Source organism: Rhizomicrobium sp., assembly GCA_037200385.1.
GTDB lineage: Bacteria > Pseudomonadota > Alphaproteobacteria > Micropepsales > Micropepsaceae > Rhizomicrobium.
The window spans coordinates 4,346,037-4,369,952 of record JBBCGL010000001.1 but is presented as its reverse complement, the minus strand read 5'-3'; the positions used below and the strand labels follow the sequence as shown (position 1 = coordinate 4,369,952).

General features: G+C 66.3%; 24 protein-coding genes. 17 read left to right on the top strand and 7 right to left on the bottom strand.

The features are described 5' to 3' along the window. Positions 1-30 precede the first annotated feature (30 nt). Complete coding sequence (locus WDM91_20985; GenBank protein MEI9997084.1) at positions 31-4,854, top strand: NAD-glutamate dehydrogenase; 4,824 nt, start codon at positions 31-33, stop codon at positions 4,852-4,854. 122 nt (positions 4,855-4,976) lie between these two features. Here the strand turns inward: WDM91_20985 and WDM91_20980 are convergent, their stop codons facing one another. Both WDM91_20980 and WDM91_20975 read right to left on the bottom strand, forming a co-directional pair. Then, positions 4,977-5,363 carry an MmcQ/YjbR family DNA-binding protein gene (locus WDM91_20980; GenBank protein ID MEI9997083.1) on the bottom strand — a complete coding sequence of 129 codons (387 nt, stop codon included), beginning with the start codon at positions 5,361-5,363 and terminating at the stop codon, positions 4,977-4,979. Next, positions 5,360-5,710 carry a YkvA family protein gene (locus tag WDM91_20975; protein ID MEI9997082.1) on the bottom strand — a complete coding sequence of 117 codons (351 nt, stop codon included), beginning with the start codon at positions 5,708-5,710 and terminating at the stop codon, positions 5,360-5,362. The genes WDM91_20980 and WDM91_20975 overlap by 4 nt, the downstream gene beginning before the upstream one ends. 61 nt (positions 5,711-5,771) lie before the next feature. Here WDM91_20975 and WDM91_20970 point away from each other — a divergent pair, with 61 nt between their 5' ends. The 3 genes from WDM91_20970 to WDM91_20960 all read left to right on the top strand — a co-directional run bounded on the left by WDM91_20970 (position 5,772) and on the right by WDM91_20960 (position 7,705). Continuing rightward, positions 5,772-6,170, top strand: coding sequence for a PaaI family thioesterase (locus WDM91_20970; protein ID MEI9997081.1), 399 nt, complete (start codon positions 5,772-5,774; stop codon positions 6,168-6,170). Positions 6,171-6,236: 66 nt separating this feature from the next. Then, entirely contained in the window at positions 6,237-7,019 is a 783-nt protein-coding gene (locus tag WDM91_20965; GenBank protein ID MEI9997080.1) for an SDR family NAD(P)-dependent oxidoreductase, read from the top strand. 161 nt (positions 7,020-7,180) lie between these two features. Beyond that, positions 7,181-7,705, top strand: a complete 525-nt coding sequence (locus tag WDM91_20960) for a hypothetical protein (GenBank protein ID MEI9997079.1) — start codon at positions 7,181-7,183, stop codon at positions 7,703-7,705. Here the strand turns inward: WDM91_20960 and WDM91_20955 are convergent, their stop codons facing one another. After that, the gene (locus tag WDM91_20955; protein ID MEI9997078.1) at positions 7,706-9,352 is read right to left on the bottom strand and encodes a hypothetical protein; all 1,647 of its coding nucleotides are present in this window, start codon (positions 9,350-9,352) and stop codon (positions 7,706-7,708) included. Between the two features lie 88 nt (positions 9,353-9,440). On the opposite strand from WDM91_20955, the gene WDM91_20950 reads away from it, so the two are divergent. Beyond that, complete coding sequence (locus WDM91_20950) at positions 9,441-9,581, top strand: hypothetical protein (protein ID MEI9997077.1); 141 nt, start codon at positions 9,441-9,443, stop codon at positions 9,579-9,581. Further along, positions 9,574-10,092 (top strand): hypothetical protein, encoded by a 519-nt coding sequence (locus WDM91_20945; protein MEI9997076.1) that lies wholly within the window; start codon positions 9,574-9,576, stop codon positions 10,090-10,092. Before WDM91_20950 ends, WDM91_20945 begins: the two co-directional genes overlap by 8 nt. Here the strand turns inward: WDM91_20945 and WDM91_20940 are convergent. Beyond that, positions 10,089-10,721: a PilZ domain-containing protein gene (locus WDM91_20940; protein MEI9997075.1), complete on the bottom strand. Its 633-nt coding sequence runs from the start codon at positions 10,719-10,721 to the stop codon at positions 10,089-10,091. The genes WDM91_20945 and WDM91_20940 overlap by 4 nt on opposite strands. 191 nt (positions 10,722-10,912) lie before the next feature. Between WDM91_20940 and WDM91_20935 the strand changes: the two genes are divergently transcribed. Further along, the gene (locus WDM91_20935) at positions 10,913-11,797 is read left to right on the top strand and encodes an OmpA family protein (GenBank protein MEI9997074.1); all 885 of its coding nucleotides are present in this window, start codon (positions 10,913-10,915) and stop codon (positions 11,795-11,797) included. Positions 11,798-11,975: 178 nt separating this feature from the next. On the opposite strand, the gene WDM91_20930 is transcribed toward WDM91_20935, so the two are convergent. Continuing rightward, positions 11,976-12,446 (bottom strand): hypothetical protein, encoded by a 471-nt coding sequence (locus WDM91_20930; protein MEI9997073.1) that lies wholly within the window; start codon positions 12,444-12,446, stop codon positions 11,976-11,978. A 99-nt stretch (positions 12,447-12,545) separates the two neighbouring features. Here WDM91_20930 and WDM91_20925 point away from each other — a divergent pair, with 99 nt between their 5' ends. The 6 genes from WDM91_20925 to WDM91_20900 all read left to right on the top strand — a co-directional run bounded on the left by WDM91_20925 (position 12,546) and on the right by WDM91_20900 (position 17,619). Continuing rightward, positions 12,546-14,192, top strand: a complete 1,647-nt coding sequence (locus WDM91_20925; GenBank protein MEI9997072.1) for a choline dehydrogenase — start codon at positions 12,546-12,548, stop codon at positions 14,190-14,192. A 164-nt stretch (positions 14,193-14,356) separates the two neighbouring features. Next, entirely contained in the window at positions 14,357-14,707 is a 351-nt protein-coding gene (locus WDM91_20920; GenBank protein MEI9997071.1) for a hypothetical protein, read from the top strand. Between the two features lie 150 nt (positions 14,708-14,857). Then, positions 14,858-16,051 carry an ATP-binding protein gene (locus tag WDM91_20915; GenBank protein ID MEI9997070.1) on the top strand — a complete coding sequence of 398 codons (1,194 nt, stop codon included), beginning with the start codon at positions 14,858-14,860 and terminating at the stop codon, positions 16,049-16,051. 128 nt (positions 16,052-16,179) lie between these two features. Continuing rightward, entirely contained in the window at positions 16,180-16,737 is a 558-nt protein-coding gene (locus WDM91_20910; GenBank protein MEI9997069.1) for a hypothetical protein, read from the top strand. 1 nt (position 16,738) lies between these two features. Next, complete coding sequence (locus tag WDM91_20905; GenBank protein MEI9997068.1) at positions 16,739-17,044, top strand: transcriptional regulator; 306 nt, start codon at positions 16,739-16,741, stop codon at positions 17,042-17,044. Continuing rightward, positions 17,041-17,619, top strand: a complete 579-nt coding sequence (locus tag WDM91_20900; protein ID MEI9997067.1) for a septation protein IspZ — start codon at positions 17,041-17,043, stop codon at positions 17,617-17,619. Before WDM91_20905 ends, WDM91_20900 begins: the two co-directional genes overlap by 4 nt. Positions 17,620-17,655: 36 nt before the next feature. Here WDM91_20900 and WDM91_20895 read toward each other — a convergent pair whose 3' ends face one another. Beyond that, on the bottom strand, positions 17,656-18,357 hold the full coding sequence (locus WDM91_20895) for a PAS domain-containing protein (protein MEI9997066.1): 702 nt from the start codon (positions 18,355-18,357) through the stop codon (positions 17,656-17,658). 122 nt (positions 18,358-18,479) lie between these two features. Next, the gene (locus WDM91_20890; GenBank protein ID MEI9997065.1) at positions 18,480-19,187 is read right to left on the bottom strand and encodes a rhomboid family intramembrane serine protease; all 708 of its coding nucleotides are present in this window, start codon (positions 19,185-19,187) and stop codon (positions 18,480-18,482) included. A gap of 153 nt (positions 19,188-19,340) precedes the next feature. Here WDM91_20890 and WDM91_20885 point away from each other — a divergent pair, with 153 nt between their 5' ends. The 4 genes from WDM91_20885 to sucD all read left to right on the top strand — a co-directional run bounded on the left by WDM91_20885 (position 19,341) and on the right by sucD (position 23,859). Next, complete coding sequence (locus WDM91_20885) at positions 19,341-20,276, top strand: hypothetical protein (protein ID MEI9997064.1); 936 nt, start codon at positions 19,341-19,343, stop codon at positions 20,274-20,276. Positions 20,277-20,483: 207 nt separating this feature from the next. Beyond that, on the top strand, positions 20,484-21,725 hold the full coding sequence (locus WDM91_20880; GenBank protein MEI9997063.1) for a glycosyltransferase family 87 protein: 1,242 nt from the start codon (positions 20,484-20,486) through the stop codon (positions 21,723-21,725). Between the two features lie 86 nt (positions 21,726-21,811). Then, a complete protein-coding gene (gene sucC / locus WDM91_20875; protein MEI9997062.1) occupies positions 21,812-22,981 on the top strand; it encodes an ADP-forming succinate--CoA ligase subunit beta in 1,170 nt (389 codons plus the stop codon). Continuing rightward, positions 22,981-23,859 (top strand): succinate--CoA ligase subunit alpha, encoded by an 879-nt coding sequence (gene sucD, locus WDM91_20870; protein MEI9997061.1) that lies wholly within the window; start codon positions 22,981-22,983, stop codon positions 23,857-23,859. Before sucC ends, sucD begins: the two co-directional genes overlap by 1 nt. Positions 23,860-23,916: the final 57 nt, after the last annotated feature.

The following is a 23,916-nucleotide window of genomic DNA, read 5'->3' as shown; positions in this document are numbered from 1 at the left end:
CGGCCGACCGCACCCTCCTGAAGGCTCCTCATGTCGCTCAGCTCCTCCGACGATGCCGCACATGTCACGCGCCAGAACGAAGCCGATGCGGCGGCGCGGCTGGCCGCCGGCGCGAAGCTCGCCGGCGAAGGGCCGCTCGCCGAAATCTTCGCAGCGCTCTACCGCAACGCCGCGCCGGACGACGTGAACCGCTATTCGCCGGAATCGCTCGTCACGCTGGCGCGGCTGGTGCTGAAGCGCGTCGCGGCACATGCGCCCGGCGCGAGCGACGTCACGCTGTTCTGCGCCCGCGAGGAGGATCCCGGCTATGGCGAGAACGATTTCGTCCTGGTCGCGGTCAATGACGACAAGCCCTTCCTGTTCGACTCCCTCATCGCCGACTTGACGGCGAGCGGCGGGCGGCTGCGCGCCGTGTTCCATCCCATCGTGCAGCGCGACGGCCAGGCGGCAAGCGTGATCGTCGCGGTCCTCGAACCGGTGCTGAGCGAGGTGCGGCAGGCCGCCATGTTGCACAGCGCGCGTGCGACCTTCGCCCAGGTCGCCGTCGCGGTGCGCGATTGGCGCGCGATGATGGAGCGCCTGCGCGACTCCGTCGCCGGGCTCAAGACCAATCCGCCCAAGATCGGTCCCGAGGAGCTTGCCGAGAATCTCGCCTTCCTCGAATGGCTGGGCGACAACCACTTCACCTTCCTGGGGGCGCGCGACTATGCCTTCGATCCGTCCGGCGACGGCGCGCTGAATCCGGCGGAGCACACCGGCCTGGGCGTGCTCAGCGATCCCGATGCGCGGGTGATCCGGCGCGGTCCGGACCGCGCGGCGCTGACGCCGGCGGTGCGCGCCTTCCTCATGCAGCCTTCGCCGCTGATCATCACCAAGTCGAACGAGCGCAGCTTCGTCCATCGCCGCGTCCATATGGACTATGTCGGCGTGAAGATCTTCGACACGGACGGCAGGCTCGCCGGCGAGCGCCGCTTCGTCGGCCTGTTCACCTCCGGCGCCTATAGCCGGCGGCCCAGCGACATTCCCCTGCTGCGCCGCAAGGTCGCCGACGTCATCGCGCGCGCCGGCCTGCCGCCGGCCAGCCATGACGGCAAGGCGCTGGCGCACATCCTCGACAATTACCCGCGCGACGACCTGTTCCAGATCTCGGTCGACGACCTGTTCGCGATCGCGCAGGGCATCCTGCGGCTGGGCGAGCGGCCGACGGTGCGGCTGTTCCTGCGCTTCGACCGCTTCGACCGCTTCGTCTCCGCCCTCGTCTTCGTGCCGCGCGACCGCTACGACACCCAGGCGCGCGAGCGCATCCACCAGATCCTCGCCAAGGCGCTCAACGGCCGACTGTCCGCCGCGACGCCCTCGATCGACGACTCCGTGCTGGCGCGGGTGCATTTCATCATCGGCCGCAACGAAGGCGCGCGGCCGACCGTCAGCATACAGCAGCTCGAAGCCCAGATCCGCGGCGCGATCCGCACCTGGGACGACGGCTTCGCCGAAGCGATGGAGGAGATCCATGGCGAGAGCGATGGGATGCGGCTGACGCAGGAGCGGCAGGCGCATTTCTCGCCCGGCTATCGCGGCATGTTCTCGCCGCTCGAGGCGGTGCACGACCTCGATGTGATCGCCGCCCTCGCCCAGGCCGAGGACGAGCTGCGGCTGACCGCGCAGGTCTATCGCCGGCACGGCGACGCGCATGACGCCCTGCGCCTCAAGCTCTACATGCTCGGCCCGGTGATGCCGCTGTCGGCGTCGCTGCCGATCTTCGAGAATCTGGGGCTGAAGGTGATCGCGGAGGATGCGTTCCCCGTCACGCTCAAGACCGGCGACGGCTGGACGCATGAGGCCAATGTCCTCGACTTCCAGATGGAGCGCGCCGACGAAGGCGCCGCCGAGCTCGGCGCGGTGAAGGCGCCGCTGGAGGCGGCGTTCCACGCCGTCGTGCGCGGCCAGGCGGAGAGCGACGGCTTCAACCGGCTGGTGCTGGGCGCGGGTCTCGGCTGGCGCGACGTGACGATCCTGCGGACGGTCGCGAAATTCCTGCGCCAGGCGGGCTTCGCCTTCAGCCAGGACTATGTCGAGCAGGCGCTGAGCCGCAATCCGGACCTCGCCGGCCTGCTGGTCGCGCTGTTCCATGCGCAGAACGATCCCGAAGGCAGCGCGCTGGATGCCGCGGCGATCGCCAAGCGCATCGACGGCGCGCTCAACGACGTGCAGAGCCTCGACGACGACCGCATCATCCGCCGCCTGCGCAACGTGGTGGAGAACGTGCTGCGGACGAATTTCTACCAGCGCGACGCCGCCGGCGCGCCCAAGCCCTATGTCGCGATCAAGCTCAACTCGCAGAACCTCGACGAGCTGCCGCTGCCGCGGCCGCATGTCGAGATCTTCGTCTATGCGCCGGAGGTCGAGGGCGTGCATCTGCGCTTCGGCCGTATCGCGCGCGGCGGCATCCGCTGGTCCGACCGGCGCGAGGATTTCCGCACCGAGATCCTGGGCCTGGTGAAGGCGCAGCAGGTCAAGAACGCGGTGATCGTGCCGGTCGGCGCCAAGGGCGGCTTCTATCCCAAGGCGATGCCGGCCAATCCGACGCGCGATCAATCCCAGGCGATCGGCATTGCCGCCTACAAGGTGCTGATCAACGCGCTGCTCGACGTCACCGACAATCTCAATCCCGACGGCACGGTCGTGCCGCCCGCCGGCGTCGTGCGGCATGACGGCGACGATCCCTATCTCGTGGTCGCGGCCGACAAGGGCACCGCCACCTTCTCCGACATCGCCAACGGCATCGCGGAGGACCGCGGCTTCTGGCTGGGCGACGCCTTCGCGAGCGGCGGCAGCCACGGCTACGACCACAAGAAGATGGGCATCACGGCGCGCGGCGCCTGGGAAGCGGTCAAGCGCCACTTCCGCGAGTTGGGGCGCGACATCCAGAGCGAGCCCTTCACCTGCGTCGGCGTCGGCGACATGTCGGGCGACGTGTTCGGCAACGGCATGCTGCTGTCCAAAGAGACGCGGCTGCTGGCGGCGTTCGACCATCGCCACATCTTCCTCGATCCCGATCCCGATGCCGCCGGGAGCTGGGGCGAACGCAAGCGGCTGTTCGACCTGCCGCGCTCGAGCTGGGCGGATTACGACAAGAGCCTGATCTCCAAGGGCGGCGGCGTGTTCGCGCGCTCGCTGAAGGAAATCGCGCTGACGCCGGAGGTGAAAGCGGTTCTCGGGATCGCGGCGGACAGGCTGTCGCCGCAGGCGCTGATGAAGATCCTGCTGAAGGCGGAGGTCGACCTGCTGTTCTTCGGCGGCATCGGCACCTATGTCAAAGCGGCGGCGCAGAGCAATCTGGAGGCCGGCGACCGCGCCAACGACGCGATCCGCGTCAATGGCGGCGAACTGCGCGCCAAGGTGGTCGGCGAGGGCGCCAATCTGGGCGCGACGCAGCTCGGCCGCATCGAATATGCGCGGACCGGCGGCCGCATCAACACCGATGCGATCGACAATTCGGCGGGCGTCGACACCTCCGACCACGAGGTCAATCTCAAGATCCTGCTGGGCGGGCCGCAACGGCGCGGCGAGTTGACGGGCGAGGCGCGCGACGAGCTGCTGGGCGCGATGACCGACGACGTCGCGGCGCATGTGCTGAAGGACAATTACGACCAGACGCTGGCGCTCTCGGTGGCGCAAGGCCGCGCGGTGCGCGATCTCGATGCGCATGGCCGCTACATGCGCGACCTCGAGCTGCGCGGCCGCCTCGACCGCGTGGTCGAGTTCCTGCCGAACGACGTCGAACTGCAGAAGATGGAGAACGAGAGCCGCGGCTTGACGCGGCCAGAGCTCGCCGTGCTGCTCGCCTACGCCAAGCTCGATCTCGACGCCGAGATCGTGGCCAGCGACCTGCCCGACGATCCGGCCTTCGCGGCGGTGCTGGCCGGCTATTTCCCGCCCCAGGCCGTGGCGCGCTTCCCCGCCGCGCTGGAGCAGCATCGCCTCAAGCGCGAGATCGTCTCGACCGTGCTGGCCAACCGGATCGTCAATCTCAGCGGGCCGGTGTTCGTGGCACGCATGAAGGAGATGTCGGGCGCCACCGGCGCGCATGTCGCGCGGGCCTTCGTGGTCGCCGAGGGCGCGTTCGGGCTGGGCGCGCTCAAGACCCGCGTCGACGCGCTGGACGGCAAGGTCGCGGCCGAGGTGCAGACCGGGATGTACACGGATATCTCGGAGATCCTGCGCCGGCTGGGCCTGTGGTTCATCACCAATGTCCCGGGCAATGCCGATCTTGCCTCGACCATCGCGCTCTATCGCGCCGGGGTCGAGAACCTGCGCGGCACGTTCAACTCCCTGGTTTCGCCTTATGAAGCGATGGACACCGAGGGACGCATCCGGATGCTCGCCGATGCCGGCGTGCCGCTCGACGTGGCGGAGGACGTCGCGGTGCTGCCGCTGATGAGCACGGCGCCGGAGATCGCGGCGCTGGCGCGGGCGCGGGGCTGGAGCGTCGACATGGTGGCCGGCGCCTATTTCGCGATGGGCGCGACGGTCGGCATCGACCGGCTGCGCGGCCTGGCGGCGCGGATCAGCGCGACGCAGCACTGGGACCGGCTCGCGATCCGGCGCATCGCCGACGATCTGTTCGCCGGTCAGCGCGCACTGACGGCCGAGGCGCTGTCGGCGCCCGATGCCGCGAAGCCACAGGGCACGCGCGGCGACGGCGCCGCGGCGGTGAAGGCATGGGCGGAGGCCCGCGGCGAGGCGCTGGCGCGGGCCAAGAGCTTCCTCGAAGCGCTGGAGCGCGGCGGCGACCCCTCGGTGGCCAAGCTCACGCTCGCCAACAGCCAGATCAGAGAGTTGGCGGCGCGGTAATAATCCAATCGTGTCATCCCGGCCGAGCGATGCGTCAGCATCGCGTAGAGCCGGGACCCATCGCGTAGCACGCTCCATGGGTCCCGGCTCTCGCTGCGCTCGGCCGGGATGACACGCTTGTTTTATGAATAAATATTCTCGGACGAGGTTTCTTCCGCGATCCCCAGCGCCCTGCGCGTCTTCTTGGGCAACCTCGCCGCTACCAGCGTATGCGCGCGCGTCAGGTAGGCTTTCAGCTCCGCGGGCTTGAGCGGTTTCAGGCCCGTCATCTCAACCCATTTGGCGCGCCAGAAATAGGGGCATGGGCCGATGCCTGGAACCTGCGTAAGTATCTCGTAGGAATAGTCGGACGCCTTGAACCACAGGCCGATCGGCTTATGAGCGTCGTCGTGCACGATCACGGCGAACATCTTGCCACCGATCTTGAAGACGGTCGTATCGCTCCAGGGTTCCTCCCGCACCGCGCCGGGAAGCCCCAGGCAATGCCGCTCGACGTCCTTGTAGTTCATGCCGCGCCGGGTTCAGGGATGTGCAGCGCGGCGCGCGCCATGGCGCGATGCTCCTCCTTGACGTGGCGGGCGACCATGCCGAGCGCCAGCGCGATCACCGCGGCGTCGTCGGTGAAGCCGATGCCGGCGACAAAATCGGGGATCAGGTCGAAGGGCATCACGAAATAGGCCAGCGCGGCGAACAGCGTCGCCTTGACCTTTGCGGGCGTGGCCGGGTCGACGGCGCAGAAATAGGCTGAGGCCGCATCCTCCGCGAAGGGGATGCGGCCGGCAACCTTGCGCAGCTTGTTCCAGAAATCGCGGCCGACGATTTTTTCGTCGCGCGGCAGCGGCACGGGAAGTTGCACGGGTGTATCTGCGGTCATCGGGCTAATATCGCCATCGGATCGTGGCGAAAAAAGGGGTGTCATGGAGATCGGCAAGCGGATTCTGGCGAACCAGCCCTTTCCCACGCTGATGGGGGTGGAAGTCGTGAGCGCGGAACCCGGCAAGGTGCTCGCCCGGCTGACGGTGCGGCCGGACCTGTGCACCGCGGGGCACATCCTGCATGGCGGCGCGATCATGGCGTTCGCCGACGCGCTGGGCGCGATCGGCGCGGTGCTCAACATGCCGCGCGAGGCCAACACCACCACTGTCGAAAGCAAGACGAACTTCATCGCCGCGGCGAAGGAAGGCACGACCGTGATCGGCGAGAGCATGCCGATCCATGTCGGCAAGCGGACCTCGGTCTGGCAGACCCGGATCGCGCGGGAGGACGGCAAGCTGGTCGCCGTGGTCACGCAGACCCAGATGATTTTGCTGCCGTAGCGTCCGCTTTGCGTCACTGCGCGGGGCGATGTAGGAGTCCGGCCGGCCAACAGGAAGGGCATTTCCATGGAACTGAATTCTTCGATTTCCGCCGTCGTCACCGGCGGTGCCTCGGGTCTGGGCGAAGCCACGGCACGGGCGCTGCGCGCCAAGGGCGTGAAGGTCGCACTGCTCGACATGAACAAGGCGAAGGGCGAGGCCCTGGCGTCCGAGATCGGCGCCACCTTCGCCGAAGCCAACGTCACCAATGAAGAGAGCGTGCTCGCCGCCTTCGAGACGGCGCGCAAGGCCAACGGCCAGGAGCGCATCCTGGTGAACTGCGCCGGCACCGGCAACGCGATCAAGACCGCGAGCCGGGACAAGAAGACCGGCGAGACCCGCCGCTTCCCGACCGACGCCTTCAACTTCATCATCCAGATCAACCTGGTCGGCACATATCGCTGCATCGCCATTTCGGCGCAGGGCATGCTGGGCCTCGAACCGCTGGCGGGCGGCGAGCGCGGCGCGATCGTCAACACCGCTTCGGTGGCGGCGCAGGACGGCCAGATCGGCCAAGCGGCGTATACCGCATCAAAGGCCGGCATCAACGGACTCACGCTCGTCGTGGCACGCGACCTGGCGCAGGAAGGCATCCGCTGCAACACGATCATGCCGGGGCTGTTCAACACCCCGCTGCTCGGCGCCGCGCCGGAAGCGGTGAAGGCCGCGCTGGGCGCGCAGGTGCCGTTCCCGCCGCGCCTGGGCAACCCGCCGGAATACGCTTCGCTGGCGCTCGAGATGCTGAGCAACCCCTATTTCAACGGTGAGACCGTCCGCCTCGACGGCGCGATCCGAATGGCGCCGCGCTAGGACAGGCCTGTCGGGCCCGCGCAGGCGGGCTCCGGCTTGCTCGGCGAAATTGAGAGGGGTTCCCACCTCGGCCGGAGCGGGACGAGACAGGCGAACGCATCGTCCCGGGGCACAAGCGGCGCGAGCCTCGAAGGACGGTGCGCTCTGCGCTACCATCGCCCATGACCCAGGCCGCCCTCAACCTCTGGCACGACTATTTCATCACCGTGGCGCAGGTCAGCGCCACGCTGGCGGGGCTGTTGTTCGTCGGGCTCACCATCTCGCTCGGCCATGTGCTGGCGGGCAACGGCTATATGAGCCGGGCCTTCGTCTCGCTGTTCCTGCAGTTCGAGATGCTGCTGATCGGCATCTTCGGCGTCGTGCCGGGCCAGCCGGCCTGGGTGGTGGGCGGCGAGTTCATCGTCACCGGACTCGCCGTGCTGACCGGCACTTCGGTCTTCGTGGCCAACTTTCCGGAGGATCCGGGCTCGGTGCTCGGCTCGCGCGGCCCGCGCGGGGTGCGCACCGTGCTTGCCTGGACGGCCACGCTGATGCCGGTGGCGGCGGGCGGCGGCCTGATCGCGGGCTGGCCCGGGGCGCTCTATTTCCTCATCCCGGCACAGATCGCCTGTCTCTATCTGTCCATCGGCAATGCCTGGGTGTTCGCGGTCGAGATTCCGCGGCGCATGAACCAGAGACCCGAATAGCTATTTCTTCGGCGGCGGATTGGCCGTCAGGGTCGGGACAGTGCGGATCAGGTTGGAGGTCACCAGCTCCGGCAGGAAGCTGAAATTCGCCGGCACGTCCTGCGTCCCGCCCTTCTTGGCGACCAGGCGCGCCGCCGAATGGCAGGAGATGCAGGAGCCGGTGGTGAACGGCGAGTATTTGCCGCCCGGCGCCCAGAAGGTCTGCAGATAGGTCTCCAGCACCGTGTTCGACAGATAGTTGGGCACCACGCCGGGCGGACCGCTGGGCGGGTTGGTCGGCTCGAGCGAGGCGCCCCATTGGGTGCCGATCAGCATGTAGTTCGCGAACACCGACCCCACACGGCGCAGTTGCGCCTGCCATTGCGCATTGAGCGACTGGGTCAGCCGATAGAGCTGGAAGCAGCGTGTGATCTGGCTCCCGAAGCGAAGCGGCGAGCCTGGAACGCCCTGCAGATATTTCTGCGCGTAGGGCACGCCGGGATTCCAATGGAAGGCCTTGCCGCCGTCCGCCGGGAAATTGGTCTGTGCCTTGAGGCCGCGGGGATCGAAATAGGAATAGGACGGCGCGCCCGGCGGCAGGCCGGCGACCGGGCAGCCGGTCTGGTTCAGCAGGGTGCAGTCGGTCTTGCTCGGCTTGGTGATGTCGCAAGCCGCCGTCGCGAGCGGCGCATTGTCGACGTGCTCGAAGGTCGACCAGAACCATTTGGGCTCCAGCCGATTGTGGGAGTCGACGTTCTTCTGGATGATGTGCATCGCGACGAGGCCGAGATCGACCGTGGCGCAGATCGGCGCCGGCTTGGCGCCGGCCGGACGGTCGATGAGATCGGGCGCCACGCCGACCACCGCGCGCACCGCATAGTAGCGCTTGACGTTGTCGGCATGATGCGCGGGATCCAGGATGCGCCACGCCGCCTTGATCTCCATCGCGCCGTTCTGGGTGGGGCCGCTGGCGGGGAAATCGACCTGGCCGCCGCCATTGGCGAACGCGACCTGGCCGTCATAGGTGTTGAGGTTCCAGCTCGCTTGGCCTTTCACTGGCGCCGCCAGATAGGCGGCTTCGACGCCGTTCACGCGGCGCTCATACAGCGTGTAATTGCCCAGCACGTCGATCGCGGGCCGCGCCGTCGCGGCCTGGATGTATTCCTCGTTCTGCGACACCGGATTGCCCTTGCCGTCCGAGCCCATCGAGAAATATCGGTAGCCCGCGGGCACGTTGCAGTTCGCCTGTCCCGTCGCGTTGCCGAAGATCGCCGAGACCCGCTGCCAGCCTTCCCAGACGCGCGGTCCGGCATTGCCGTCCAGCCCGACCCGCGCAGGCGCCTGAACCTGGGTGCCCGCCCAGTTCAGGCCGACGAAAGTCTGCCAGGAGAAATTGTCGAACGGCGTCTCGACATCGCTCGCGGGCGCGGTCGCGACATTGCCGACCAGGCCCTGATAGCCGACGCCCTTGCCGGCCAGCAGCGGGTCGGGACTGATATCGCCGGGGATCACCGAACAAAGCGGCGAGTCCGCGGGATCGACCGTCTGCGCCTGCGGAAAGCAGTATTGCGCCTGCGGCTGGTAGGCGCCGAGCAGCGGCGCGGCAACGGCGAGCGCGGCACAGGACAGCGCGGCGAGAACGGGCAGCAGGATGCGGAGCTGGCGCATGGCGGAATCCTTCCAGTGAGGATCGCGAACACGCCACGCGCGATGGGCGGAGCCTAAGCCAATTCGCGGCAGCGGGGAATCCTGTATCGTGGACGGATCGCAGAAAGTGCGCGGCATGACTTACGACGCGATAACCAAGCATCTGCTGTCGGGCGCGACGCTGTCCGTCCAGTGGGGCGACGACCCTATCTTCAGGATCGGCGGCAAGATGTGGATGCGCGATGGTTGACCGCATCGCGGTCATCGGGATCAGCGCGGCCGGCAAGAGCATCTTCGCGCGGGCGCTGGCGGCGCGCACCGGGCTGCCCCTGCTGCATGGCGACCAGATGGAGTGGCTGGCGGGGTGGCGGGAGCGGCCGCCCGGCGAACTGAAGACGCTGCACGCCGAATGGCTCGCGCGGCCGCGCTGGATCATCGAGGGCTGGATCGATCCGGAACGGACGGCGCGGCTCGACGCCGCCGACCTGGTGATCGATCTCGACTATTCGCGCTGGCGCTGCGCCTGGCGGATGCTCCAGCGCATGCGGCGCGCGGCGCGGCGGGACGAAATGCCGGAGGGCTGCGTCGACCGCTTCCGCTGGCGGACGCTGGACACGGTGTTCTGGAAGAAGGAGCGGCCGTTCATCGATGCGGCCTTGGCGGCGGCGACGCTCAAGCGATATGTGCGATTGCGATCGCCCCGCGCCGCTGCTGCGTGGCTGCTGCATTCGTTTGAATGTCACGATGGCGTGCAGACCTAGCGCGGCGGCGAAATCGAGGCGTGGAGGTAGTCGGCGGTGGGCTTGTCGACCGTCAGGCCGACGAACTGGATGCCGATGCCGTCGCCGTGATGGCGCGCGACGCGGCCCGCGAGCTGCCCGATCAGCACGAATTCGCCGATCATCGGGCGGATCGCCGTCTTGACCGAGACCCCGCTGGGCGACAGGTCGAGCACTTCGCATTTGACGATCGTGCCGTCGTTGCGGGTGAACTGCGCCAGGCCCTTGGTCGGCGTGCGGTCGTGGGTGCGGATGACGTCCGTGCCGTCGACCAGCGCCTTGTTCATGAACAGGGTGAGCTGCTCGGCGATCTTCTCGCGCTTGAGCTGGGTGGCGTTGAAGCGCAGGCCGAAGCCGGAGCCCTCGCGCCGGACCGCCGCGCCCTCGAAGCGGCCGAAACCGTCGATGTAAAGAACGATATGGGTGCCGGCCTCGGGGAGGAAATCCGACTCGACCGACGCGCCGCCCGGCGACAGGTCGACCACCTTGCAAGACGCCTCATGCGCCGAGGCCGGAACGAACAAGCGGCCGCTCAGATCGACGCGCACGCGGCGGAAACGGCGGCGGTCCGCCTTGGCCTTCGCCAGGACGGGATCTTCGACGCGTTTCAATAAGGGCTGGCTCATTGCCCGCCGCTCCGGTCTTCAAATCACCGGTCAGTCTCGCCTGCGAGGGTCAACAGAGTGTTACCGACCGTACACTTTGGTGAAGATAATCCCGGCCCTTGCACAAAGGCTTAACCTTCCCGGGGCTGCGCGCTATAGGAAGCGGGCATTCCTCATGTCCAGTATCCGGGGGTTCCATGGCCGCGCTTCGCATCTTCCAACGCCTGACGGCGGGCTTCGTGCTCGCGGCAGCGGCCTTGGGCCTGTCGGCCTGCGTCAGCACCTCTTCGCTCGACGCGTTGGCCGGGACGACGCCGACGGGTTCGGCCTTCGCCCAGCAATTGTTCAAGAACTACAGCTATCTGGCCAATTCCTTCCACGGCGCGGCGGATGACGATGGCGGCCTGTTCGACGATGGCGGCGGCTTGTCCGCCCTGGCGGAAGCGTTCGCGACCAAGGCGCTGATCGCGGCCAAGGGCACCGAGCCCGACCCCGAACCCAGCATCGACGGCGATTCGGCCTCGGCGCGGGAGCGCCTGATCCGCGCCCTGTCGGCGGGCAAGGACCGCTATCCCTATGACGCAGCCCGGGCCCAGACCGATTTCGACTGCTGGATGCTGAACAGCGCGCTCGACGCGCAGCATGGCGCGGCGGCGCAATGCCGGGCCTCGTTCGGCAATTCGATCGCCAAGCTGGAGCAGGACCTGCACCCGGCGACGGTCGCGCCGGCACCGGCCGCGGCGGCGCCGGGCGCCGATTTCACGGTCTATTTCGACTTCGACTCCTGGACCTTGAGCGCCGAGGCGCTGGGCGTGCTGCAGCAGGCGATCACCGCGGCGCGCACCGGACTGCAGACCCATATCGCCATCGTCGGCCATACCGACACGTCGGGGTCGGCGGACTACAACCGGGCGCTGTCGCTGCGCCGCGCCAATGTCGTGAAGGAGGTCCTCGTCCAGATGGGCGCGCGGGCCGACGCCATCGACACCTCGGGCGTCGGCGAGAGCGATCTGGCGGTGCAGACGCCGGACGGGGTGAAGGAATCGAAGAACCGGCGCTCGGTGGTGACGCTGGCGCCTTAAGGCGCTACGGAGATTTGGACGGGGAGTGGCACCGGCGACGCCGCGTCCTCCGTGCCTGCGGGTAAAACCTGAAGCTCAAAAAACATCGTCATGCCCGGCCTCGTGCCGGGCACCCATGAACTCCCTGCTGCTTGGGTGTTCATGGGTGGCCGGGACGAGCCCGGCCATGACGATTGGTTTAAAAGCGGGCCAGGAAATCGTTGATCTCCCCATCCGTCGTCAGCCGCACCACCGGCACAGCCCCGCCGTGCGCCCTTGTTTCCGCTTCGATCAGCGGCCGGTTGATGCGCTCGAAACCCTCGATGAAGCGCAGGACCTTCGGCAGGTCGCGCAGGGCGTGATCGGTGCCGGGCGTCAGGGCGCGGATTGTCGCCCGCCAGGCGCAGGACCAGCGCGGACGGTCGAGCCAGACGATCATCGTCGCGCGCGGCAGGCGGATGTCGAAGCTCACCGCGGCGAAGTTGCCGTCGCTGATCCAGGCGTCGCCCACATGCATCCGGCGCAGCGTCTCGCGGAATTCCGTAACGTCAGCACCCGGCGTCCAGATCGCATCCAGACAGATCAGCGCCGCACCGGTGCGCGCCGCGTAACGCCGCGCCAGGGTGGACTTGCCGCTGCCGGCGCAGCCGAGAAGGACGATGCGTGCCATGCGCGGCAAACTTGAGCGTCCTTGACGTTACGGTCAAAGGCGACACCGGCGTCATCTTTGGTTATGTTGCGGCCAAGAAGACGGCAGGGACGGATCGCCATGAAAGCCTATGACTACGTCATCATCGGTGCGGGCAGCGCGGGCTGCGTGCTGGCCAATCGCTTGTCGGCCGATCCCGCCACCGAGGTCCTGCTGATCGAGGCCGGCGGCCGCGACAAGTCGATGATGATCCACATGCCGGCGGGCATCCCGGCGCTGCTCGGCAAGCCCAACCCGTTCAACTGGTATTACCAGACCGAGGGCCAGCAGCATCTCAACGGCCGCAGCCTCTACTGGCCGCGCGGCCGCGGCTGGGGCGGCTCGTCGTCGATCAACGGCATGATCTATATCCGCGGCCATGCGCGCGATTACGACAGCTGGCGCCAGCTCGGCCTCGAAGGCTGGTCCTTCGCCGACGTGCTGCCTTACTTCAAGCGCGCCGAGAACAACGAGAATGGCGGCGACGATTTCCACGGGCATGAAGGCCCCTTGCGGGTCTCCAACGGCCGCTCGGACAATCCTCTGTTCCGCGCCTTCGTGCAGGCGGGCGTCGAGGCCGGCTTCAAGCAGACGCCGGATTTCAACGGCGAGCAGCAGGAGGGCTTCGGGCCCTACCAGCTCACCATCCATGAAGGGGCGCGCTGGAGCGCGGCCAAGGCCTATCTGACGCCGATCCTGGGCCGCAAGAACCTCACCATCGAGAGCCATGCGCATGTCAGCCGCATCCTGTTCGACGGCAAGCGGGTCAACGGCGTCGAGTTCGTGCAGAAGAAGCAGTCGGTGCGCGTGACGGTGACGCGCGAGTGCCTGCTGTCGGGGGGCGCGGTGAACTCGCCGCAGACGCTTTTGCTGTCGGGCATCGGCGATCCGGCGATCCTCGGCCGCTTCGGCATTCCGGTGGTGGAGGCGCTCACGGGCGTCGGCAAGAACCTGCAGGACCATCTCGACGCCTCGATCCAGTACGAATCGAGCCAGCCGATCACGCTCTACAGCCAGGCCAAGCCGCTCAATGCGCTGAAGACCGGGCTCAACTACATGCTGTTCAAGAAGGGTCTTGCGACCGGCCAAGGGCTGGAGAGCGGCGCGTTCCTCAAGAGCCGGCCCGATCTGGAGAATCCCGACCTGCAGTACCACTTCATCGCAGCGCTGATGACCGACCACACGCGCAAGAAGTCGGACCGCCACGGCTTCATGGCGCATGTCTGCCAGCTGCGGCCGCAGAGCCGCGGCTATATCTCGCTCAAATCGGCCGATCCGCTGGTCGCGCCGGTGATCCAGCCCAACTATCTGGAAGCGGAGGAAGACCGCCGCGCGATGCGCGAAGGCGTGAAGATCGCGCGCGATATCTTCGCGCAGGAGGCCTTCGATCCCTATCGCGGGCCGGAGCTGTGGCCCGGCGCGCATGTCCGGACCGACGAGCAGATCGATGCCTGGGTCCGCAAGACCGCCGAGACGATCTATCATCCGGTGGGCAGCGCCAAGATGGGCAAGGACAGCGAGAGCGTGGTCGACGCGCAGCTCAAGGTCTACGGCATCGAAGGCCTGCGCGTGGTCGACGCCTCCGTCATGCCGACCCTGGTCAGCGGCAACACCAATGCGCCGACCATCATGATCGCGGAGAAGGCCGCGGACATGATCCTGGGCCGCACGCCACCGCCGCCCGAATCCGTGAAGGTGGTCGAGGATCGCGCCGTAGCCGCCGAGTAGCCGCTGCCCACACGGCCACCGACAACCGTGCCATGTGTATCCGACATGGCGGCGCCCTTGCGGGTCGGACAAATCGGACACAGTTGATCGATATCATCACGGCCCTGCGTCGCGGCGTGCTTCCTGCGCGTTGCGGCAGGGAGTAGGCTGAGAGGATGTCCGGCATGAAACGCATTTTGACGCTTGCCGCCGCGGTGGCGGCCTTCGCGCTGCCGCTGTCGGCCCAGGGCCAGCGGGTCGACGTCCAGACGATCAATTTCGATATGTGGTGCCAAGAGACACAGCACCTGCCGGCCGATCGCTGCGACAAACGCACGGCGGAGGACGAGGCGGACTTCGAGGCCTATCGCGCCAAGGTCGAGAAATACGAAGTGCCTTTCGAGCAGGGCCAGCAGAATGGCGCCCAGCTCAACCGCGTGATCCTGCACAGCGATCCGGTCGACAATCCAGTGACCCAGGACCCGTCCGCCGCGGCACAGCAGCCGACCTCGCCGAGCAGCCCGCCGAAGCCTTAAGCGCGAGCACAAGAGACGACAGCGACGGCGTCGAACTAGCCGCAAAGCGCGCTTGCGTCGTTGATGCAATCAAGACTCACAGCGAAAATCGCGTGACCGTGCCAAATCATATAATTTACTAATATCTTATAGCGAGATATAGGTAGTTATATGGACCGCAAAAAGAACCCTTATGCGCCTGGGGCGGGAACACCGCCTCCCGAACTTACAGGCCGTGATAAAATTCTGGAAGATGTCGAAGTAACTCTTGCAAGAGTTATTGCCGGTCGACCTAGCCAAGGCATGTTTTTGACCGGTCTGCGAGGGGTAGGGAAAACCGTTCTACTAAATGAATTTCTGAACATCGCCGGCCGAGAAGGCTACGTTGCCGACTTTATTGAAGCACCTGAAAACAAGTCGATCGCCGAGTTGCTCGCCGTCAGCTTGAGACAAGCGCTGTTGAAGATAAGCGCTTACGAAAAAGCAAAAGACTTGGCATCCAGAGCCCTAAGCGTCTTAAAGAGTTTCTCTCTTTCGATGAAGATCGGAGAGATGGAAGTCGGCCTCAAGCCGGCGGTTGGCACGGCCGACAGCGGAGACTTGGAGCGCGACCTTTCGGATCTCTTTTTGGCTACCGGCGAGGCCGCAAAGGCTAACAGCACTGCTGTCGCCTTTTTTATCGACGAGATTCAATATCTATCGCAGCCAGACTTGGCGGCGCTCATCGTTGCCGTACATCGGGTTGCACAACGCAATTTGCCGATTGTTGTAATCGGGGCCGGTTTGCCTCTGTTGCCAGCACTATCCGGTGACGCCAAATCATATGCCGAACGTCTATTTACATATCCAATCATCGGCGCTCTTGATGCCAAGGCTGCAAAGCTCGCACTGACAGAACCCGCACGAGACCTCGGGGTTGCATATCAAACTGACGCGCTTGATGAGATCGTGCGGGTGACAAGCGGCTATCCATACTTTGTTCAAGCTTGGGGTTCAGTTGTTTGGGACTTGGCGCCGAAATCCCCGATAAGTTTGCAAGATGTTCACAATGCCAGCGCCGAAGCGACGCGTCGACTCGACGAGAGTTTCTTTCGCGTGCGGCTAGATCGCGTGACCGATGCCGAACAGCGCTATCTGCGTGCGATGGCAGAATTTGGGGTCGGTCCATATAAGACCGGAGACATCGCCAATTTCTTTAAAAAGAAAGGGACTTCATTCGGTCCGGTGCGCGACTCTCTCATCAAGAAGGGAATGATTTACAGCCCTCGCTATAGCGAGATCGATTTTACGGTTCCCCTCTTTGATCAGTTTATGAAGCGCGTCCAGCCGGAAGCCAAGGCAAAGCCCGCCAAGTCGGGTTTATAAGGCACTATAAGGTTATATAAGCCACTACATCTGCATAATTGAACTTACATGGCTCGTCGCCGCTCAGCCTTGAACTCTGCGTCGCAGAGCTTATACTCTGCACTGCAGAGTTCTCGGTGATACAGCTGATGACGACCGAACGCGAAGAGGCTTCCGCCCTGCTCCAGGGCATCGCCGGCACGGAGAAACGTACGCGCGAGATCCTCACCTATGCCCGGGCCGGGGACTACATGATCCTGTGGGGGATCCTCTGGGTCGTCGGGTATGCGTTCGGCGACCGCATCTGGCCCTATACGCGGGCGTTGTGGTGGACCCTCGATGGCATCGGGATCGCCGGAACCGGCGTGATCACCTGGCGCGCGGTGCGCTGCATGGCGCCGCAGGCCTCGCGCTTCCTGCTGCTTCGGCCGCTCGTCGGCATCGTCGTCCTGATCGGTTTCGGGACGATGTGGACATGGCTGGCGCATTTCGGCGGGCGCGAACAATCCGCCTTCTGGCCGACCTTTTGTGCCGCCCTGCTCTTCGTGTTCGGCCTGTGGGCCGGCCGCGCCCTCGCGGCGGGCGGCGCCCTCGTCTTCGCCCTCACCATGGCGGGCTATTTCTGGAGCGGGCCCTGGTTCGACCTCTGGCTCGCGGGCACGAGCGGCGGCGCGCTGATCCTCGGCGGATTGTGGCTGAGGCGCTGAGATGGTCGACGAAGTCATCCACCAGTCGATGCGGCTGAAGATCATGTCGTCGCTCAACCTGCTCGGGCGCAGCGACTGGCTCGAATTCACCCGCCTCAGGGCGATCCTGGACACCACGGACGGCAATCTGGGAGCCCATCTCGAGACCCTGGCCAAGGCCGGCTACATCGCGGTCGACAAGCGCTTCGAGGGCAAGCGGCCGCAGACCCGCATCAAGGCGACGGCGGCGGGGCGCCGCGCTTTCGCCGATCACGTCGCCTATCTGCGCGCCATCCTGGACACATCCGACGAAGGACCATCCTCATGAGCAATCTCGCCAAGGCGTTGAAGCCGCTCGTCTCCGATCTTGCGGCGACGATCTTCTTCGCCGCGCTGTTCTGGCTGACCGACAATGTCTATCTGGCGACGGGGGTCGGCGTCGCCGTGGGCGTCGGGCAGGTCCTGCTCGACAGATGGCGCGGCAAGCCCATCGCGATCATGCAGTGGATGAGCCTGCTGCTGGTCGTGGTGTTCGGCGGCCTGACGCTGTGGCTGCACGATCCGCGCTTCATCATGGTGAAATTCACCATCGGCAAGGTCGCGATCGGCGTCGCGATGCTCACGCCCAACTGGATGAGCCGCTATCTGCCCAAGATCGTCACCGACACGCTGTCGGCAGCCGAACTCACCTTCTACAGCGCGATGTGGCCCGTGATGATGTTCGGGCTGGCCGCCGCCAATCTCTATGTCGGCTTCACGATGGGCACCGAGGCCTGGAAATGGTTCATCGCCCTCGTGCCGACCGCGGCGCCCTGGGTGCTGTTCGGCATCCAGTATCTGATGATCCGCCTGCACGTCATGAGCATCCTGCGCCGGCGCGGCGCGCTGGCGGCGGCGGAGTAGAGGTCACCTCCCCTCATGGGGAGGTGATGATTCTCCCTAGACCAGCTCCAAGCGCCCCAAGCCCTGACCCAGGGTCTTGATCAGATCCGATGCCGCCTGGTCGGCGAAGTGCACGGTGGCGGTGGCGGGACGGCTTTGCGACACGACCAGACGCAGATGCGGCGCGCGCGGATGGTTGCGCAGTGTCGTCAGGCCGTTGGACGGCGGCGGAGGCGGCGGCAGATTGTCGAAGGAGGGCAGCGGATCGTCCTCGCGGATGAGCTGCGAGGCGGCGAGGCGCTGGAAGGCGATGGGCTTGCCGGCGAGAAGGCTCTGGTCGCCGAGGATCTGGATCATGCCGACGAACCGGGTCGGCAGGCCGCCGTTGAAGCTGACCGGGCAGAGCACGGTCTCGAGCTCGACCATGCCGCAATCGGCCGAGGCGCCGATGGAGGAGAGGCAGACCGGCTGGTTCAGCGTGAGCGCCTGGCGCAGCAGCGCGGACAGCGCCTGGGCCGACTGCGCCTCCCAGTGGGCGAGGAAGCCGGTGCCGCGCAGTTCGAAGCCGAAGCGCTCGCAGAGCTGGGTGCCGGCGAGGCGGTAGATCGGGCGTTGCGGATTCTCGACATCGAGGATGAAAACCTGGGAGAGCATGCGCTTGATGGCGCGGGGATCGATGTCCGTCTGGTCGGGGACCGCGCGACCCTTGCGCAGACGACTCCAATATCCGACCAGCAGATGGCTGTTCTTGTGCTTCATGACCCCACTCATCCCGTTTGTGCTGCGCGTTCCCGTTTCGGAACGCCGGCTTGCTGCTGGACGGGGAGGAGAGCGAAACCTATGCCACCCGCCTTCGCGCTGCGCGCTCCGGCGTGGCAAGCCTATCCGTCGGCCCAGGGACCGCGGGGCTCGAAGGGGCCGAAATAGGGGATGTCGCGCGCCTTCAGCAGCGGCGTGAGGAGAAGCCCGGCCGCGAAGCCGCCGACATGCGCCCACCAGGCGGTGCCGGGCTCCGACGCCGGGGTGAGCAGGCCGCTGACGAGCTGCAGCGCGAACCAGATGCCCAGCACCCACACCGCGCGCAGCCATATCCAATAGAAGAAGAAGCCCAGCGTAAGGATCGTGTGCACGCGGGCGCGCGGATACAGAAGCATGTAGCTGGCAAGCACGCCGGAGATCGCGCCCGAGGCGCCCACGATGGGGGTCTGCGAACCGGGATCGACCAGCACCATGGCGAGCGCCGCGGCGACACCGCAGGCCAGATAGAACAGGGCGAATTTCACATGCCCCATCGCGTCCTCGATGTTGTTCCCGAAAATCCACAGATAAAGCAGGTTGCCCGCGATATGCAGGTAGCCGGCGTGCAGGAACATGGACGTGAAGATCGTGCCCCAAACCGGGATGCCGGCGCGGGGCGCCGTGCCGGGGTGGAAGAGCGCGTAGGGCGTGAAGCCGAAGGCGGCCAGCGCCTCGTCGGTCCGCGTCCCCAGCGCGAGCTCCCACAGGAAGGCGAGGCCGCAGAGCAGCATGATCGCAACGGTCACGATGGGTCTGCGGCGCGCCGGATTGTCATCCGAGATCGGGATCATGGAGACAAGCCCGGCCGCCGAACGCGGCGACATTGTGCCAGATCGGGGCAGCACGGCGCCGGGACGGAGCCCCCGGGAATGGCACGGTTCGTGAAGCGAGGGGGACCCGAGACCAAGACTTTGCCCATTTTGGTAGACTTCAAGGAGCACACCATGCCGCGCCAGACCACCCGCTTCATCGCCGCGCTCGCCAGCGCCGCCCTGACGCTCGCGCCCCTTTCGCCGGCGCTCGCCGGGAATATGGGCGGCGGCGGCAGCGGCCATGGCGGCGGCTCGATGCCGGGCTGCAAGGACAATGGCGGCGGCGGCCACGGCTCGACGCTGAATATCTACAAGCCGGTCAACATCAACAAGAACATCAATATCTATAAGCCGGTGGTCATCAACAAGAACATCAACATCAACAAGAACGTGGTGATCAACAAGAACATCGTGATCAACAAGGTCAGCGCGTTCTCATCCGCCGAAGCCTCGGCCTTCGCGACCGCCGCCTCGGCGGCGCAGGCCGGCGCCGCGGCGCAGACCATCGTCTATAGCGGCAGCTACCAGATCATCAACTACAACAACCGCGGCGGCGGCGGCGCCATCGCGATCGCCGCCGTGCGTGAAGGCGGGGCCTGCCACATGACGGAGGCGACGGTGGTCAAATCGATCCACGCGGTCTGCGTCTCCTATGAAGGGCGCGAATACGCCGCCAGCCACATGATCGGCGACACCTGGATCGACGCCAGCTATGAGGGCGAGGTCGCGCGCTGCATTCCCGGCTCGCATCTCAAGGTCGTCATCGGCGACGTGCTGCAGTCCGACCAGGGCATGGCGGGCACTTATGAGCACGGCCAGGTGCTGATGTGCGGCGAGCACGAGGCGCTGCGCCATTTCAAGGACGGCATGGTGAAGTGCGCCCCGGCGGTGCCGGTGCCGGACTGCACAGAGCGCACCAACCTGCGCCGCTATGGCGACGGCGATTTCTTCTTCTCCTTCCGCGCCAAGGTCTGCGTCACCGAAGTGCACACCGCGGACGCCGCGCCGGAAGCCGAAGTCGGCGGCATGTCGCTGGACGGCGGCGTCGGCGACGCCTCAGGCAACTGATCGGCGCGCTGCTCGTTTGCGTAACGGAATCGGTCGGCGTCCCTCCCTTCAGCGAGGATTTGACCAGGCTCCCCGTCCTGCAGGGCGGGGAGCCGAATTTTTTGCGAGCTGCTCTCCGATGTCATCCCCTTCCCTTCGCATCGGTCGCGATGCTCAGCCGGGGATGACAGTGGGGGTTTCTTAAGCAAAATCGACCAGCATGGCGGCATGTCCGCCCTCCTCACTGCGCTGCGCGACGGCTCGTATCTCACGCGCGAGCGGGTGCGGCTGTGGACCGTCGCGTTGCTGATCGGCTTCGCGCTGGGGATCGGCTGGCTGATCGCGACGTCCCATGGCGGGATCGATCGCGAAGGCCGCCCGCTCGGCAGCGACTTCTCCAATGTCTACGCCGCCGGCGTGGCGGCGCTGCACGGCGATGCGGCGAAGCCGTTCGATCCGCAGGCGCAATATCGCGCCGAGCAGGCGATCTTCGGCCCGGCGACGCCCTTCTATGGCTGGCACTATCCGCCTTACTTCCTGTTGATCGCGGCGCCGCTCGCCGCCCTGCCCTATCTCGGCGCGCTGGCGGTGTGGCAGATCGCGTCGGCGATCCTCTATCTTGGCGCCTTGTGGCTGCTGCTGCGGCACGGTCCGCTGCCGTCGCTGGCGCGGGACCGGCTCTGGCCGGCGGTGGCGCTCGGCTTCACCGCTGTGTTCGTCAACCTCACCCATGGCCATAACGGCTTCCTGACGGCCGCGCTGTTCGCCGCGGGGCTGGCGCTGCTGGACAGGCGGCCCGTGGTGGCAGGCATCCTGTTCGGCCTGCTGGCGTACAAGCCGCAATTCGCGGTGCTCGTGCCGCTGGTGCTGGTCGCGACGGGACGTTGGCGCGTCCTTGCCGCGGCGGCAGCGACCCTTATCGCGCTGACGGCGCTGGTGACCGTCCTGTTCGGCTGGGAGGTCTGGCCGGCGTTTCTCGCTTCGTCGCATTTCACGCGGGTCGTCGTGCTGGAACAGGGCGGCACGGGCTTCCACAAGATCCAGAGCGTCTTTGCCTGGGTACGGCTATGGGGCGGACCGGTGGGGCTCGCCTATGCCGTGCAGGGCGCGGTGTCGCTGGCGGTCGCCACGGGCGTGGTGGCGCTGTGGCGCAGCGCGGCGCCGATGGCGCACAAGGCCGCTTCGCTGTGCTTCGCGGCGATCCTCGTGACGCCCTACAGTCTCGATTACGACCTGATGATCCTCGCGCCCGCCATCGCGCTGCTCGCAGCGGAGGGATTGGCGCGGGGCTTCCGGCCCTGGTGGCCGACACTGCTGGCGGCGCTATGGGCGATGCCGATCGTGACGCGCACCTTTACGCAGGCGACGCTCCTGCCCCTGGGGACCGTCCTTCTGCTGGCCGGATTCGCTGCGATTTGCGCTGAAAACACACCCCGCCGGGTGCAATTGCGCGCCGCGCCAAGCATCTGAAAGGCGGCGGTCCGCCCCAAGCTTGCGCGGGGAGGGTCGGCTGCTATTGTGCCGCGCATTCCGCCATCAAAGCCCAGGATTTCCCCATGAATATCCATGAATACCAGGCCAAGGAGGTTCTCCGCGGCTTCGGCACTCCCGTGCCCCGCGGCAAGGCCGCCTTCACGGTCGAAGAAGCCGTCGCGGCCGCCAAGGAGCTCGGCGGGCCGGTCTGGGTGGTGAAGGCGCAGATCCATGCCGGCGGCCGCGGCAAGGGCGGCGGCGTCAAGGTGGTCAAATCCATCGAGGACGTGGAGAAAGAAGCCAAGCGCATGCTCGGCATGACGCTGGTGACGCACCAGACCGGCCCGGCCGGCCGGCTCGTCAAGCGCCTCTATATCGAGGACGGCTCGGCGATCGAACGCGAGCTCTATCTCTCCGCCCTGGTCGACCGCGCCACGTCGCGCGTCGCGTTCATCGCGTCGACCGAAGGCGGCATGGACATCGAAGAGGTGGCGCACAAGACGCCCGAGAAGATCAAGACCTTCCAGATCGAGCCGGCGGTCGGCTATTCCAACTATGTCGGGCTCGACATCGCGAGCGCGCTCAAGCTCAAGGGCGACCAGGTCAAGCAGCTCGGCGCCGTGGTCAAGTCGATCTACGACGCGGTGATCGCCAAGGACATGAGCCTGCTGGAGATCAACCCGCTGGTCGTGACCAAGGACGGGCACGTCATCTGCCTCGACGCCAAGATCAATTTCGACGACAACGCGCTCTACCGCCACAAGGACATCCAGGCGCTGCGCGATCTCGACGAGGAGGACCCGGCCGAGGTCGAGGCGAGCAAATACGACCTCTCCTACATCAAGCTCGACGGCGAGATCGGCTGCATGGTGAACGGCGCGGGCCTCGCCATGGCGACGATGGACATCATCAAGCTCTATGGCAGCGAGCCGGCCAACTTCCTCGACGTCGGCGGCGGCGCCACCAAGGAGAAGGTGACGCAGGCGTTCAAGATCATCGTCTCCGATCCGAACGTGAAGGGCATCCTGGTCAACATCTTCGGCGGCATCATGAAATGCGACATCATCGCGGAAGGCATCATCGCCGCCGCGAAGGAGGTCTCGCTGGGCGTGCCGCTGGTGGTGCGGCTGGAAGGCACCAATGTCGAGCTGGGCAAGAAGATCCTGGCCGAGAGCGGCCTGCCCATCGTCTCCGCCAACGACCTCGCGGATGCCGCGCAAAAGATCGTCAAAGCCGTGAAGGGCTCCAAGTAATGTCCATCCTCGTCGACAAGAACACGCGCGTCATCACCCAGGGCTTCACCGGCAACCAGGGCACGTTCCATTCCGAGCAGGCGATCGCCTACGGCACCAAGATGGTCGGCGGCACCTCGCCGGGCAAAGGCGGCTCGACACATCTTGGCCTCCCCGTCTTCGATACGGTGCGCGAGGCGGTCGAGGCGACCGGCGCCACCGCGACCGCGATCTATGTGCCGCCGCCCTTCGCCGCCGACGCGATCCTCGAAGCGATCGACGCGCAGATCCCGCTGGCGGTCTGCATCACCGAGGGCATCCCGGTGCTCGACATGGTCAAGGTCAAGCGCGCACTGCAGGGGTCCAAGACCCGGCTGATCGGACCCAACTGTCCCGGCGTGATCACCCCGAACGAGTGCAAGATCGGCATCATGCCCGGCCACATCCACCGCCGCGGCACGGTCGGCATCGTCTCGCGCTCCGGCACCCTCACCTACGAAGCAGTGGCGCAGACCACGGCGGTCGGCCTCGGACAGTCCTCCTGCGTCGGCATCGGCGGCGATCCGGTCAAGGGCACGGAGCATCTCGAAGTGCTTGAGATGTTCCTGCGCGATCCGGAAACCGAGTCGATCATCATGATCGGCGAGATCGGCGGCAGCGCCGAGGAAGACGCGGCCGATTTCATCAAGCACAACAAGACCAGGAAGCCGATGGTGGGCTTCATCGCGGGCGTCACCGCCCCGCCCGGACGCCGCATGGGCCATGCGGGTGCGATCATCTCCGGCGGCAAGGGTGACGCGAATTCCAAGATCGAAGCGATGAAGAGCGCGGGGATTCGGGTGTCGCCGAATCCGGCCGCGTTGGGGACCACGCTGGTCGAATTGCTGAAAGGTAATTGACGCGGGAGTCGAAAATTCCGGCCGCACCTGCTATGTTGCCTGTGTTCGCAGGCTGCG